The sequence below is a fragment of the Bifidobacterium lemurum genome (genome assembly GCF_014898175.1).
GTDB lineage: Bacteria > Actinomycetota > Actinomycetes > Actinomycetales > Bifidobacteriaceae > Bifidobacterium > Bifidobacterium lemurum.
The window spans coordinates 468,073-481,731 of record NZ_CP062948.1 but is presented as its reverse complement, the minus strand read 5'-3'; the positions used below and the strand labels follow the sequence as shown (position 1 = coordinate 481,731).

Below are 13,659 nucleotides of genomic sequence, written 5' to 3'. Positions count from 1 at the left end.
ATGTCGTTCCGTGGCAAGAAGACGGCGGAGGGTTCGGGTAAGGCCCTCCGCCGCCGCCAGACCCTGATTGCCTGGGGATTCGCACTGCCGTTCGTGCTGGTGTTCTGCGTGTTCATGCTGATCCCCCTTCTTTCTTCCGTGGCGATGTCGTTCACCGACATTACATCCCGTGACCTGCGAACCCCCTTCAACGTGAACTTCGTCGGACTCGACCAGTATGTGGCGTTGTTCTCCGACTCGAGGTTCATGAAGGCGCTGCTGAACACCGGCATCTTCGTGCTGATCGGACTGCCGATCACCATGGTCATCGCCATGGCGTTCGCCGTCGCCCTCAACAAGGGACTGCGTCACGTCAACTCGTTCTTCCGCGCCCTGTTCTACGCGCCCGTGGTGGCCAGCGTCGTCGCCGTTTCCGTGGTGTGGCGCTACATCCTCCAAGAGGACGGCCTGCTCAATCAGATCCTCGCCGTGTTCGGAATCCAAGGCCCCGACTGGCTGCATGACACGCATTTCGCCCTTCCCGCGCTGATGGTCATGACCATCTGGCGCAACATGGGCACGCTGATGATCATCTTCCTCGCCGGACTGCAAGCCATCCCGGAAGAGCTGAAAGAAGCTGCTTCCGTGGACGGCGCCAGCAAGTGGCGCACCTTCCGCAGCATCACCCTGCCCCTGATGAAACCCACCATCCTGTTGGGCGCGGTGCTCATCTCCGTCGCCTACCTGCAGTTCTTCGAGGAATCATTCGTCATGACCCAGGGCGGACCTCTCGACTCGACGCTGTCGGCAGCCTATTACGTATACCAGAAGTTCGGATTCGGCCAATACGGCATAGCCTCCGCGGCAAGTTGGGTGCTGTTCATCATCATCGCGGTGGTGAGCGCGCTGCAGTTCCGAATCCTCAAATCCGAAGACTAAGGGGATGGTCATGAGCATGTCGCAAGCTATGACGTCGGCTCCGGTGGCGGAGAACAAAGTCTCCCTCTGGCGGCGTTTCCTGAACAACAGGGGACCGGTGTACATCGTCCTGACCCTGATCGGGTTCCTCTGGATCTTCCCGTTCCTGTGGATGGCGCTCGGTTCGGTCAAAACACAACGGGAGATTCTCGCCAAACCGCCGAAACTGCTCCCGGAACATGTCACGTGGGAGAACTTCGCCAGATGGTTCACCCAGCTCGACTTCGGCACCTACTTCACCAACAGCCTCATCGTGTCCGTCATCACGGTGCTGGGCAACATCGTGTTCTGCTCCATGGTCGGCTACGCGCTGGCGAAGATGAAATTCACCGGAAAGAACATCCTGTTCGGCGCGGTGATGGTCACCCTCATGGTGCCCAGCGTGGCCACGTTCGTTCCCCTGTTCGTGATCGTGTCGAATATGGGATTGTCGAACTCGTACGCGGCGCTGATTCTGCCGTTCCTGACGCAGCCGATCGGCGTGTTCCTGATGCGCCAGTTCATCGGCGGCATCCCGGACGCGCTTATGGAAGCCGCGAGAATTGACGGCGCGGGGGAGGTGCGTATCTTCTTCCAAATCATCCTGCCGCAATGCGGTCCCGCGATCGCGACGCTGTCGATCCTGACGTTCCTTTCGTCGTGGAACAACTTCCTATGGCCGTTGGTCGCCGCGCAGACGGAGGACAAATACACGCTGCCCGTGGCTCTGTCGCTGTACTCCACAGGACAGAACGCGACTAACTACAGCGTCCTGCTGGCCGGCGCCGTGCTGGTCATCACGCCCATCCTGCTGCTGTTCATCTTCCTGCAGCGGTACTTCATCCAGGGCGTCGCCATGACCGGCATCAAATAAACGTTTCTTCTGCAGTTCTGAAAGGAATCCGACATATGGCTGCACCAACCCTCACCTTCCCCTCCGGCTTCATTTGGGGCGCATCCACCGCCGCGCACCAGATCGAAGGCAACAACGTGTCGTCCGACTGGTGGGCGCGCGAGCAAAACCCCAACAGCGATCTCAAAGAACCCTCCGGCGACGCGAGCGACAGCTACAACCGCTATGAGGAGGACATCAAACTGCTGGCCGACGCGGGACTGACCATGTACCGCTTCTCCATCGAATGGGCTCGCATCGAGCCCGAAGAGGGATTCTTCTCCCCGGCACAACGGCTGCACTACCGGCGCATGATCGATGTGTGCCATAAGTACGGCGTCGAGCCGATGGTCACGCTGAACCATATGACGTTGCCGCTATGGTTCGCCAAAGAAGGCGGCTGGCTGCGCGACGATTCCACCGACCTGTTCGGCCGGTATGTGGAATATCTGCTGCCCATCCTCCAGGACGTGCATTGGATCTGCACCATCAACGAGCCCAATATGGTCGCCCTGACCAGGGGCGGAACGGTCGGCTCCGACTTCGTCGCGTCGTCGCTGCCCGCGCCGGATCCCGTGATTTCCGCGAACTTGGTGAAAGCGCACAAGAAGGCGCGTCAGGTGCTCGCCGCCCTTCCGGATGCGAAAACCGGGTGGACGATCGCCTGTCAGGCGTTCCACGCCGCGCCGGGCTGCGAACAGGAGATGCTGGAATATCAATATCCTCGCGAGGACTACTTCACCGAAGCGGGCGCGGGGGACGACTTCATCGGCGTTCAAGCGTACCTGCGCACGTTCATCGGCAAAGACGGGCCGCTTCCCGTCGCCGACGATGCGGAGCGCACGCTCACCGGATGGGAGTATTTCCCGCCCGCCATCGGCATCGCCACCAGGCACACGTGGGAAGTGGGTAAGCACACGCCGCTGTTCGTCACCGAAAACGGGCTCGCCACCAATGACGACACGCGACGTGTCGACTACACATTCGACGCGCTCGGCGGATTGCGCGAGGCTATGGAAGAGGGCATCGACGTGCGCGGATATCTGCACTGGTCGCTGCTCGACAACTACGAGTGGGGATCGTTCAAGCCCACGTTCGGTCTGATCGCCTGGGATCCGGAGACCTTCGAGCGGCGGCCGAAGCCGTCGCTGTCGTGGCTGGGCGAATGCTCCCGCACGCAGCAGGTCGTGCATCCCTATCGCTGACGGGCGGTTTGCGGCGTATTTCGCGAGCGAACCGGCTGGCGAAACCTGAAGGAGGCGGCGCTCATCACATGCTGATGGGTGCCGCTTCTGCGATCTGCGTTACAGGTAGTGGATTTTACGGTGTGCGGACATCGATCTGCGTTACGGGTAGTGGGCTTTGAACGTTATCCCATGTATGACTGTTGGGAAATAAGGGCTGATACTTGGCGAACGACCATTCGGGCACTACCCGTAACGCAGATTGACCTTTGCGGGAACCAGAATCCACTACCCGTAACGCAGATAGCCCAATCCGGGTAATTTGTCCCGTGTTTGTTTGGGTTGTTCGCAGCGTCGATAATTATATTGCCAGCTCCGTGCATATCCCAAGGCTGAAGTCGACTCGCGTGCGAGGTATGGTTTCGGTATGGCTGAAGACTTCTCTCCTAGGAATATTATTGTGACCGGTGGTTGTGGTTTCATCGGTTCGAATTTCGTGCACTACGTGGTGGACCATCATCCGGATGTTCATGTGACGGTGTTGGATAAGCTGACGTACGCGGGCAATCCGGAGAACATCGCTGGTCTTCCCGGGGGCCGTGTGGAGTTGGTCGTGGGGGACATCTGCGACGCTGGCCTGTTGGATCGTCTGGTGCCGGGGCATGACGCGATCGTGCATTACGCGGCGGAGTCGCATAACGACAATTCGATCGCGGATCCCGAGCCGTTCCTGAAAACGAACGTGGAGGGCACGTTCCGTTTGTTGGAGGCGACGCGCAAGTACGGGATCCGCTACCATCATGTGAGCACGGACGAGGTGTATGGCGATCTCGCGTTGGATGATCCGGCCCGGTTCACGGAGTCGACGCCGTATCGTCCCTCCAGTCCGTATTCGTCGACGAAGGCGGCGTCGGATATGCTGGTGCGCGCGTGGACGCGCACGTACGGGTTGAGGACCACGATCAGCAACTGTTCGAACAATTATGGTCCGTACCAGCATGTGGAGAAGTTCATCCCGCGTCAGATCACGAACATCCTGGAGGGCGTGCGTCCGAAATTGTACGGCCGGGGTGAGAACGTGCGTGATTGGATCCACACGGAGGACCATTCGGGCGGCGTGTGGACGATCCTGACGAAGGGCCGTGTGGGTGAGACGTATCTGATCGGCGCGGACGGCGAGCGGAACAACATCACCGTGCTGCGCATGATCTTGGAGATGATGGGCCAGGACGCGGACGCGTTCGACTGGGTCAAGGATAGGCCAGGCCATGACCGCCGCTACGCGATCGACTCGACGAAGCTGCGCGGCGAGCTGGGTTGGACGCCCGAACATACGGACTTCGAATCCGGTTTGAGGCAGACCATCGAATGGTATGCGGAGAACCGCGCGTGGTGGGAGCCGGTCAAGGCCGCCACCGAAGCCCGATACAAGTCCCAAGGCCAGTAAGCGTCGGATAAAGACGGCCTCGTCGTCGATTCGGATAGGGTGAGGAGGTGTGGAATCGGGAATGAGACTGGCATGAAATCACCGGCGGGACAGGTGTGAATCACAAACAGAAGTCATCGGCTCGCCATGCTGCCCTATCAGACCGGGCGGACGGTGAGAGTGAAATCAGGTTCATCATGGTCCGTGATGGTGGCGAGATTGCATACGCTGGATAGGCGCCATGTGGCGTAGATCGGGAGGTATGTCACCTTGCCTTCTGATCTCACATTAGAGCGCGAGAGCACAACTCCACGAGGGATGCGGCTGTCGGAAGAGCTTAGCAGCGCATCAATCGAGGAGTGGGCGCGGAAATTGCGTCCGGATTTCACCTCGAACGGCATCACCTTTCCTTCGCTGGTATCCGCGATGAAATCGGCCTCCCCCTGCTTTTTCACCATGAAGTAATGTAAGGGGACATCTTGCGCGGTGAGTTCCTGCGCCACGACGTTCTCATAAATCGCGCCTAGATTTGGCTCTTTGTCATCCAAGTATGCCGCACGCGCTGTCGCCGCGGGGTATCTGGCCATCAGCATGCCGGTATCGGACTGGTACAGCTTGAATTTGGGGGATTGAGCGGTATGCCGAAGCGGATGCTTCGCCTCGGAAACGCAATCCGTTTTCAATGCGACGCCGGCATCGACCAGCCATATGAAATCCTTTTGACTGCGGTCATATCGCGCTCCGGCGGCGAGACTGGAGACGTTGAATCGTCCATTGCCCTCAACCAGTTGGGTGGGAAGCTGGTCGAAAATCTCCTGAACCTGCAGCGCGCGGTTGCCGGCGTACTGCGAGATGTCATGCCGGTATTGGCGGTTGAGATCCTGCTGGAGTTCTCGAACGGCGGCCAGATCGCCTTTGGTATTGAGAAAACATTGCACGGTCTCCGGCATACCGCCCACCACCAGATACGTTCTGAAATTCGCCATCATGGCTTCATGGATGTAATCGGGTACGGGAGAGCCGTTTTCGCAGGACTCGCGTATCGTATCCAGGGTGGATTCCTGAACGCCGATGGCCCAGCAGAATTCTTCAAAATCTAGCGGATGCATGGTCTGCTCCGTCACGAAGCCAACGGGATAGGACCGCACTCCCTTGAGCTCCGTGCCCAACATCGAACCTGAGAACACGTAGTCGAAACGGCCATCCTCCACGAGGAACTTCACCATGGTCATAATATCCGGGCGTTCCTGCACCTCATCGATGAAGATTAGAGTGTGATGCGGCACAAGAGGCTGATTTGCGAACAGCGTGATCCTTTGGATGAAGTCCTGCGCGCTGGTCGCCTCTTCAAGGGCCTGCGCGGCCTGCCGGTTCTCGTAAAGATTGATTTCAACGTTGACGTCGAAGTGTTGTTTGGCGAAGTCTCGTACCACATAGCTTTTGCCTACCTGCCGTGCTCCGGTGAGAAACAACGCCTTGCGGCTCTCGGAGTTCTTCCAGTTGAGCAGTTTCGCGGTGACTTTTCGTTGCAGCATCGGGCCTCCTCGCGTGGGATATGGCTTGTAAGAATAGTCCTGAGAGCAGTGGATGTCAAAAATTCCAAGTTTGAAACGGGTGAAAATGACAAAAATTCCAAGTTTCAAACATGGTGAAATGTCAAAAATTCCAAGTTTTGGAAGTTGGAATCCTTCGACTTCGGGCTGCGCCCTTCGCTCAGGATGACACGAGGAGAAGGCTGCGCCCCTCGCTCAGGATGACTAGGGAGAAGGACAGCGTCCTTGTTTAGGGTGACGAGGGAGAATGGCTGCGCCTTTGTTCGGGGGATGACGTAGCTGAAGAACGTTGCGGCTTGGGGTCGTTTGCTGAAGTATGGATTGTTGTAAAACGTTACTTTTTTACGATTTTCAAGATGGTTTATCTTGATTTCGTATAGAATGAGACGAATATGGTGAAAGGAGTGCCATGATTCGTCTTCGGTCAATCACGCTGAATGGTTTCAAGAATGTTGGGCATGGCGAGGTCGCTCTGTCGACGTGGAAAAAAGGCGAGCCCGCTCCGGACGCCGATATCGTGGGCATCTACGGGCAGAATGGTTCCGGCAAGACCTCTGTGATTCAGGCGCTTGGCATAGTGAAACATCTGTGGAGCGGAAAAGGCATTCGAAACGTCGCCGCCGACTGCGTATCGAAAGAAAGCGATGAGGCGGAAATCGTCGTCGAAGGCGTTCTTTTCAATAATGAAACGCAGGAAGCCGATCTTTTGTTCGTCTATAAGGTGACTTTTACCGAGTCGAGCAACGGACCGTCGCCGATCGGCGAAGAACTCGCGTGCAAGGATCTTTCCAGGAAAGAGCCCATGCGTACCTTATTGTCGTACTCCTTGAAGGACGGTGGACACTGGGGCTACGAACTTAAGCCGAAACAATTCTGGAAAGACATCATGTCTTTGGATGAGGATGCGAAAACCGGATTGGCGGTGGCCCAACGTCTTTCAGCCGACAAATCCTGCTCGCTTGTTTTCTCGAACGATTTCTTCCTCTTGGCTGGAGAACTGAGCAATAAGACCGTCGGCAAAGCGAAATCGAATGCGAAATCGAAAACCGCGGGTGGCGTTGGGAAAACGCTCGGCTCCGCATCGGCGCTTGCGATGCTATGGCAATTGATCACAGGCATGAAGCTGTTCGCTCTGACCGACCTGGCGGTGGTCGCTGTCTCCCAATACGCGGTCTCCATGCTGAACCATCTGCACATCGCGACGCATGAAGGGGAGCTGGGCAGATTGGCGGACGCGTCGTTCATCGTGAACTTGGCCGAACCAGCTACCCTAAACGAGAAACAGCTCAATGATCTGCGCAATACGGTGGAGAAAATGACTCCAGTGCTTTCCGCGCTGGTGCCGGGGCTCTCATTGGGCGTCGTCCAGCTCGGAGGCATGCTGGGCGATGACGGAACCCCGGCCGAGCGAGTTGAAATCACCTGCACTCGAGGCGGGACAACCGTTCCGCTACGGTGCGAATCCGAAGGCATCAAAAAACTGGTCTCAATCCTCACCCTGCTCATTGACGTGTACTCCAAGCCTGGAGCCTGCGTCGCCATCGACGAATTGGACTCCGGCGTATTCGAATTTCTCTTGGGGGAGATTCTTCAGGTGCTTCAGAATCACGGTCGGGGGCAGCTGATCTTCACCGCGCACAACCTGCGCCCCCTGGAAACCCTGAACAAAGGATCGTTGGTGTTCACCACCACCAATCCCGAACGGCGCTATATCAAATTCCGCGGCAGCCGGGAGAAAAGCAACCTGCGCAGCCAATACCTGCGTGCGATCAACCTCGGAGGCCAGGCGGAAACCGTGTACGAACCGACCAACATATTCGATATCGACGGCGCGTTCTACGATTCCGGCTTTCCGGAGAACGGGTGATTCCCATGGCGAACCCGGCGACCAGAAAGGTCATTCTGTTCATAGTGGAGGGACCCACGGAGGAAACCGCCCTCGGAAGCGTTTTCCAACGACTGTTCAACGGCCATCTTGTGAAGTTCGACGTCGTGCACGGCGATGTGACCGTCGCGCAGACGTCCAAAGAGCCCCGCGATCGGGTGCGGGACCTGATCGTTGGCGAGCTGAAACGTGACCGCGGCTACCAATGGAAGGACATCGCGCAGATCGTGCAGATATGCGACATGGATGGCGCCTTCATCCCGGAAAGCCTTGTGCTTGCGGGGGAGACGGACGCGATCGAATATCGTGAGGATCGCATACTCACCGGCAAAACGGAAAGCATACGTTTGCGCAACCGCAGAAAAAGCGAATCGTTGCGCAAACTGTCGAGCATCTCATGCCTGACGTATCAGAAGCATGAGGTTCCGTATCGGATCTACTACTTCTCCAGGAATATGGAACACGCGCTGCATAATCGATCCGGCAGCCTCTCCAACTCCGAGAAGTCGAAACTCGCCCAGTCGTTCCGCCGGCGGTTCGCAAACGACTTGCCGCAGTTCAAAGCCTTTATGCGAAGCCCGGAGGTGGCGGTGCCCGGCGACTACCGAGACACGTGGGACGCCGTCCAAAACGGCGTCTCGTCGCTGCGAAGAGGCTCGAACCTGCATCTGGCCATTCCTGAATAGCATGTTCTCCTCTGGGTTCTCGAATGTGGAGTGTTTTACAAGGGGGGTACCGAATCGCACGGCTTCGGGGCAAGACACGGTATTGTGGGATGGGGATATCACCGGGATGAAAGCATGATCACGTCGTCGCCCTGGAAGCACGGAGCGGGGCATGGAAGGAGACGGAGCCATGACGTTCAACAATGATGGCGAGAACCTGTTCGAGGGGTTGACGGATGCCCCGATGGCGGGGGTGGAACCTCCGATGCCGCCAGCTGGGGCTTCGTCGGCGTCGGGGGAGCGTCGGTCTCGTCGCGCCGCCCAGCGCCGGCTGCGTGAACGCAGGCGCAGGCGCAACCGTCGCATTCTGATTGTTGTGGCGGTGGTGCTGGGCGTGCTGATCGCCTTGGGCGCATGGTTCGGCGTTTCGGCGCTGAAGGCGAAAAGCGAGGTCGAACAAGCGGTGGCGGTCGTTTCGCAGATCCAGACCAGCGTGGGGGAGTGCGACGTCGACCAAGCCGTCAGTGGGTTGAACGATTTGGCGGAGCATATCGACGCGGCCTACCGGCAGACCAACAGCCCGATTTGGGCGCTCGCCTCTTGGACGCCGTACGTGGGGTCGGATATCGGTGCGGTGCGATCTGTGGTGAGCGCGTTGGAGACGGTGTCCACCGATGCGCTGCCGTCGTTGTCCACCGCGTTGGACGGATTCTCACTGGATTCCATCGCCGTGGAGAACGGACAGGTACAGATCGGCGACCTGGCCAGCCGGGCCACCGATCTGACGACGGCCAGTGAGGTGATCAGCCAGGCCAACGACGAGCTGCAGGCCGTGGATGGATTGCGGATCGCGCAGCTGGCCGACGCGGTGGATAGCGCGAAAACCAAGTTCAACACGGTTTCGTCTCTGCTTGACACCGTCTCGCGCGCGGCGCAGCTGCTGCCGAAGATGCTGGGGCTTGAGGACGGGCAGACGCGCAACTATCTGCTGATTTCGCAGAACAACGCCGAAATTCGAGCCACGGGCGGCATTCCGGGTTCGTGGGGTGTGATCACCGTGAGTAACGGTGCGATTTCGATTTCGGAATTCGATTCGGCATATAAAGTGTCTGATACGCCGGTGGTGGAACTGACGGCTGAAGAGAGGGTGCTGTATGGCGATAATCTGGCCAAGTATCAGCAAAGCATCAACTTCACGCCCGATTTCCCGCGTTCCGCTTATATCGGCAGCGTGATGTGGAAACAGCTTAAAGGCCAGGATGTGGACGGTATGATCAGTGTGGACCCGGTGGCTTTGCAGCGGATTCTGGCCGTTACCGGCAGCGTGACCACTTCCAATGGCACGGTGCTGGATGGACAGAACACGGTGAAGGCGCTGCTTAGCGATAGCTACGCCTCCATGACTCCCGCCGAGACGGATACGTTCTTCTCCGACGCCGCCCAATGCGTGTTCGATAGGATCAAGCAAGGAAGCAGCGACAACGTCGCACTGATCAAGGCGTTGAATTCCGCCGTCACCGATGGTCATATTCTGCTGTGGTCGGCGCATGAGGACGAGCAGGAACTGATTTCCGGCACCACCGTCTCCGGCGAACTGGAAACAGATTCCACCAAACCAGTTGCAGGCCTGTATTTTAACGATGGCACGATGGGCAAAATGGACTGGTATCTCCAGCGTGAGTCCTCTCTGGAATACGAGAAGACATATCCCAATGGGGCCAAGCAGTATGTGCTGCATGTCAAACTGACCAATACCGTCGATCCGGCCGCTGTGGATTCAATTCCTGAATATGTGCGCGGTTATGATGAAGCCGACAATACGCGGTCTGGGGAAATCATCACTTCTGTATATACGTATGCGCCAGCCGGGGGGCGCTTGGTGAGTTGGTCATTCAGCGGGAGCGGCGTCGGCGATGGTGAATATGATACCGTCAGCGTGCATGAGGGATTGACCTATGGTGTGAAGAAGATTACGTTACAGCCGGGGGAGAGCTGTGAACTCACCGTACATCTGATGACCTCAACGGAAGCGATTGGGGAATTGAAACTGCGTCAGACGCCGACTCTGGAGTAGTTCGCCGCATATGGCATATGAATATGAAAAGGTCTTCGAGAGAATTTCTCGAAGACCTTAATTGAATTCAAGAGACTTGAATCAGCGGGCTTTCTTACGCACAGCGAAGAGGGCCACGCTAGCGGCGGCCATCAGCACGATCGCCACACCGTACGGGGCCACAGCGGCACCCGTGTTGGCGGTGTCGTTGGCATTGCCGGTGTCTCCGGTACCGGTCTGGGCTCCCTTGACGGTGACGGTGTAAGTGGTCTTGCTCTCCTCACCGGTGGCGGTGATGGTGAAGCCACCGTTGGCGGCCTTCTTCACACCTGCGTCGGTCAGGATGTACTTGAGGGCCAAGGATCCGTCCTCCTCGGCGGTGAACGGCTTGGACTTGATAGCAGCTTTCACAACGTCGGAGACATAGGTGGTGTCGTATTCGACGTTGACCGTCTCGCCGCCCTTGAAGGTGCCGGCCGGGATGGTGTAGACAAGCGTGTTGCCGGACGGGGCGGTGGTATCAGAGTAATCGGCGGCCATAACGGTTTCGTGGGCGGAGTCGAAAGCCATAGCGGTGTTGGCGGCGAAACCGAAGCCGAACACAGCGGCGATGGTGGCGAGAAGGGCCACGATTTTCTTCTTCATGATAGTTATCCTTTACCTCTCAGCTTGTGGGGCCCGATACCCCTCTGAGACTTGGTCGTGGAGTTCAGAGGTCATCCCCTTGCTCCGTGTACAGTGCCTCACTATACACCCCCTTACGATATGGAAAACCTGAGAAAAATGGCGGGAAATTGCCGCTGTGTGACAAGTCCGTCACGTGGTGTGAGGCTATTCGCACACCCCCGAATTATGGGTACGAGGGTAAACCCGCGGAATGTCAACGATGTTGGCGCAGTGCGGCGAATGTTACGAAAAACGCAGTCCAAGTCGCTCTTCGGCGTGTCGTTTGGTGCGTTGGGTACAACATGGTGATCAAACAGATCAAGCGGCTTTGCCTGCCGCCGCTGTGGTGGCGTCATCCTCGTCGTCGAAGCTGAACAGCTCTTCCACGGTGGTGTCGAACACCTTCGCGATATCCATGGCCAGCCGCAGCGACGGGCAGTACAGGCCCTGCTCCAAACGTCCTATGGTCTCGCGGCGCACATTGACCAGATCCGCAAGATCGGACTGCTTCATATCCCTCTCGAGGCGATGCAGCTTCAGACTAGTCCTCATCGTCGCCTCCCCTGACTCCCTGGTGCTCAAGCCACAGGTAGCGCGCGTCGGAGAGCGCCAGCGCGGCCATGGCGAGCGTGGGCAGCGTCATCGGCCGGATCTGGTGCATGCCCGGCTGCAGCAGCGCCAGCATGGTGTAGACGAAGCCCAACAGGATCAGCACGGCGATCATCGTGGTCAACGCGAACTGCATGGCGTCGCTCTGGTGTTTGTCGGAAAGCTCGTCGCGGCGCGGATCCTGCCGGTCGAGCACCAGGAACACCAGCACCTCGCCGACGATCCACAGCACGGCGACGATTCCGGTGGCAATCACTCCCACAAGATTGTTCTGGAACAGCAGCAGCAAGGCGCAGCACACCGCTCCCACTATTTCGACGACCATGCGGAATGAGATGTATCGGTTGAAGGTCATCGTGGAATCGCTCCTCTTCCATATCACGGTATCGACGTGCCGCCCTTGAACCCATACGGCCGTTCTATAGAAGAATCTAGCACCGCCGGCGCGGTTTCGAGGGAAGGTAACGGGGGGATATGGTGAAGCCCCGCGCGTGGCGGGGCTTCACGGAAGGATTGCGCGGATTAGTACCAGTTGTTGGCGACCCAGAAGTCGTATGCGCCGGCAATGGATCCATAGCGGCTGTTGCAGTAGCTGACGAACCACTTGAACTGCGTCTGGTAGTTGGTCTGCCAGTCGGCGCCGGCGGAGGCCATCTTGCTGCCCGGCAGCGCCTGGGCCAGACCGTACGCGCCGGAGCTGGCGTTGGTGGCGGTGGGATTCCAGCCGGACTCGTGGTTGATGATGTACACGGCGGCGGAGAAGTCGCTTTCGCTGTAGCCGTTGGAGATGAGGTAGTCGTGCGCCCACTGCTGCATCTCGCTGGCCGGCACGGTGGTGCCGAGGCTGGAGTTCGACGAGCTGGAGCCGGACGACGAGCTGCCTGTGCCGACCAGAATCACGCGGTCGACCGGGGCTTTCTTGACGTAGGAGGCGAACACGTTGGAGGAGACGACCGTGTCTCCGGCGCGGGTGACCAGACTGGTGGTCTCCATCACGCCCTCCTCGCCTTCGGATTCCACTTTCTCCTCGCCTTCGGCGAGTTCGTCGGTCTCCTTATAGACGGTGTTGAACGCGATTGCGGTTTCCGAGGTTTCCAGTTCGGCGCCGGCGCGCTCGATGGTGATGACGGTGGACTCGTCGACCTCGTCGCTCAGGGCGGGGGAGACGGTGTCGCCCGATTCGAGTGTGATGTTGCCCGCGTCGAGCACGGATTTGACGTCGGTGAAGGCGTCCTTTTCACCGAGCACGATGCGAGTTTCGCCGTTGATCTTCACGGTCACGAACGTGGTGTTCTTGTCGGCGCCCTTGAGGGATTCGCGCGACGTGCCACGGGAGACGGTGGTGCCGAGCGTGTCGGTGGCGGAGAATTCAGTGACGGACTGTGACGGAGCCAGCTCGTTACGGTAGAAGGCGCTCGTCGCCACGCCGGCTGCGGCAAGCATTCCCACGGCGGCGAAAGATGCCGCGATCTTCATCCACTGGCGTTTGCTCAGGGACTTCAAAGTGGGGACGTTCTTGCGATGGCTGGCCATTACGCTCCTTGACTCGGCGATATTGCGTGTGCGCACACACTTCTTCCAGTGTAGTTCAGTGTGTGCATAATGTGAAATCCCGCCTGCCCGAAAAGGGACAGACGGGATGGGATGTCTTGACGTTGCCACGCTTCGCGTGGAGATGCTTCGACTCCGCTACGCTCCGCTCAGCATGACGAGAAGGAATCATCCTGAGTGGAGTGCACCTCCTTCTCTTCGTCATCCTGAGCGGAGGCGCAGCCGGAGTCGAAGGATCT

At 58.3% G+C, this 13,659-nt stretch carries 12 protein-coding genes; 7 read left to right on the top strand and 5 right to left on the bottom strand.

Annotated features, from left to right (window positions below; genetic code table 11):
* The 4 genes from BL8807_RS01885 (at window position 1) to rfbB (ending at window position 4,459) form a co-directional block, all read left to right on the top strand.
* Window positions 1–918 (top strand): carbohydrate ABC transporter permease, encoded by a 918-nt coding sequence (locus tag BL8807_RS01885; RefSeq protein ID WP_072723544.1) that lies wholly within the window; start codon window positions 1–3, stop codon window positions 916–918.
* A gap of 16 nt (window positions 919–934) precedes the next feature.
* Window positions 935–1,810: a carbohydrate ABC transporter permease gene (locus BL8807_RS01880; RefSeq protein ID WP_370737530.1), complete on the top strand. Its 876-nt coding sequence runs from the start codon at window positions 935–937 to the stop codon at window positions 1,808–1,810.
* A gap of 35 nt (window positions 1,811–1,845) precedes the next feature.
* Entirely contained in the window at window positions 1,846–3,033 is a 1,188-nt protein-coding gene (locus tag BL8807_RS01875) for a glycoside hydrolase family 1 protein (RefSeq protein ID WP_072723548.1), read from the top strand.
* Window positions 3,034–3,439: 406 nt separating this feature from the next.
* Complete coding sequence (gene rfbB, locus BL8807_RS01870; RefSeq protein ID WP_072723550.1) at window positions 3,440–4,459, top strand: dTDP-glucose 4,6-dehydratase; 1,020 nt, start codon at window positions 3,440–3,442, stop codon at window positions 4,457–4,459.
* Window positions 4,460–4,596: 137 nt separating this feature from the next.
* Here rfbB and BL8807_RS01865 read toward each other — a convergent pair whose 3' ends face one another.
* Complete coding sequence (locus BL8807_RS01865) at window positions 4,597–5,973, bottom strand: ATP-binding protein (RefSeq protein ID WP_072723552.1); 1,377 nt, start codon at window positions 5,971–5,973, stop codon at window positions 4,597–4,599.
* Window positions 5,974–6,400: 427 nt separating this feature from the next.
* Here BL8807_RS01865 and BL8807_RS01860 point away from each other — a divergent pair, with 427 nt between their 5' ends.
* From BL8807_RS01860 to BL8807_RS01850, 3 genes are all read left to right on the top strand, one after another.
* Window positions 6,401–7,858 (top strand): AAA family ATPase, encoded by a 1,458-nt coding sequence (locus tag BL8807_RS01860; RefSeq protein ID WP_072723554.1) that lies wholly within the window; start codon window positions 6,401–6,403, stop codon window positions 7,856–7,858.
* Between the two features lie 110 nt (window positions 7,859–7,968).
* The gene (locus tag BL8807_RS01855) at window positions 7,969–8,562 is read left to right on the top strand and encodes a hypothetical protein (protein WP_143147933.1); all 594 of its coding nucleotides are present in this window, start codon (window positions 7,969–7,971) and stop codon (window positions 8,560–8,562) included.
* Window positions 8,563–8,731: 169 nt separating this feature from the next.
* Window positions 8,732–10,615, top strand: a complete 1,884-nt coding sequence (locus tag BL8807_RS01850) for a DUF4012 domain-containing protein (RefSeq protein ID WP_158217125.1) — start codon at window positions 8,732–8,734, stop codon at window positions 10,613–10,615.
* A gap of 81 nt (window positions 10,616–10,696) precedes the next feature.
* Here the strand turns inward: BL8807_RS01850 and BL8807_RS01845 are convergent, their stop codons facing one another.
* The 4 genes from BL8807_RS01845 to BL8807_RS01830 form a co-directional block, all read right to left on the bottom strand.
* Complete coding sequence (locus tag BL8807_RS01845) at window positions 10,697–11,239, bottom strand: hypothetical protein (RefSeq protein ID WP_072723558.1); 543 nt, start codon at window positions 11,237–11,239, stop codon at window positions 10,697–10,699.
* Window positions 11,240–11,578: 339 nt separating this feature from the next.
* On the bottom strand, window positions 11,579–11,812 hold the full coding sequence (locus tag BL8807_RS01840) for a helix-turn-helix transcriptional regulator (RefSeq protein WP_072723560.1): 234 nt from the start codon (window positions 11,810–11,812) through the stop codon (window positions 11,579–11,581).
* Entirely contained in the window at window positions 11,802–12,224 is a 423-nt protein-coding gene (locus tag BL8807_RS01835) for a hypothetical protein (RefSeq protein ID WP_072723562.1), read from the bottom strand. The genes BL8807_RS01840 and BL8807_RS01835 overlap by 11 nt, the downstream gene beginning before the upstream one ends.
* A 167-nt stretch (window positions 12,225–12,391) precedes the next feature.
* A complete protein-coding gene (locus BL8807_RS01830) occupies window positions 12,392–13,402 on the bottom strand; it encodes an aggregation-promoting factor C-terminal-like domain-containing protein (protein ID WP_072723564.1) in 1,011 nt (336 codons plus the stop codon).
* Window positions 13,403–13,659: the final 257 nt, after the last annotated feature.

Coding starts and splice junctions, on each gene's coding strand:
- BL8807_RS01845 (WP_072723558.1), bottom strand. CDS start 11,239: ATGAAGAAGAAAATCGTGGCCCTTCTCGCCACCATCGCCGCTGTGTTC.
- BL8807_RS01840 (WP_072723560.1), bottom strand. CDS start 11,812: ATGAGGACTAGTCTGAAGCTGCATCGCCTCGAGAGGGATATGAAGCAG.
- BL8807_RS01850 (WP_158217125.1), top strand. CDS start 8,732: ATGACGTTCAACAATGATGGCGAGAACCTGTTCGAGGGGTTGACGGAT.
- rfbB (WP_072723550.1), top strand. CDS start 3,440: ATGGCTGAAGACTTCTCTCCTAGGAATATTATTGTGACCGGTGGTTGT.
- BL8807_RS01830 (WP_072723564.1), bottom strand. CDS start 13,402: ATGGCCAGCCATCGCAAGAACGTCCCCACTTTGAAGTCCCTGAGCAAA.
- BL8807_RS01875 (WP_072723548.1), top strand. CDS start 1,846: ATGGCTGCACCAACCCTCACCTTCCCCTCCGGCTTCATTTGGGGCGCA.
- BL8807_RS01880 (WP_370737530.1), top strand. CDS start 935: ATGTCGCAAGCTATGACGTCGGCTCCGGTGGCGGAGAACAAAGTCTCC.
- BL8807_RS01835 (WP_072723562.1), bottom strand. CDS start 12,224: ATGACCTTCAACCGATACATCTCATTCCGCATGGTCGTCGAAATAGTG.
- BL8807_RS01885 (WP_072723544.1), top strand. CDS start 1: ATGTCGTTCCGTGGCAAGAAGACGGCGGAGGGTTCGGGTAAGGCCCTC.
- BL8807_RS01860 (WP_072723554.1), top strand. CDS start 6,401: ATGATTCGTCTTCGGTCAATCACGCTGAATGGTTTCAAGAATGTTGGG.
- BL8807_RS01865 (WP_072723552.1), bottom strand. CDS start 5,973: ATGCTGCAACGAAAAGTCACCGCGAAACTGCTCAACTGGAAGAACTCC.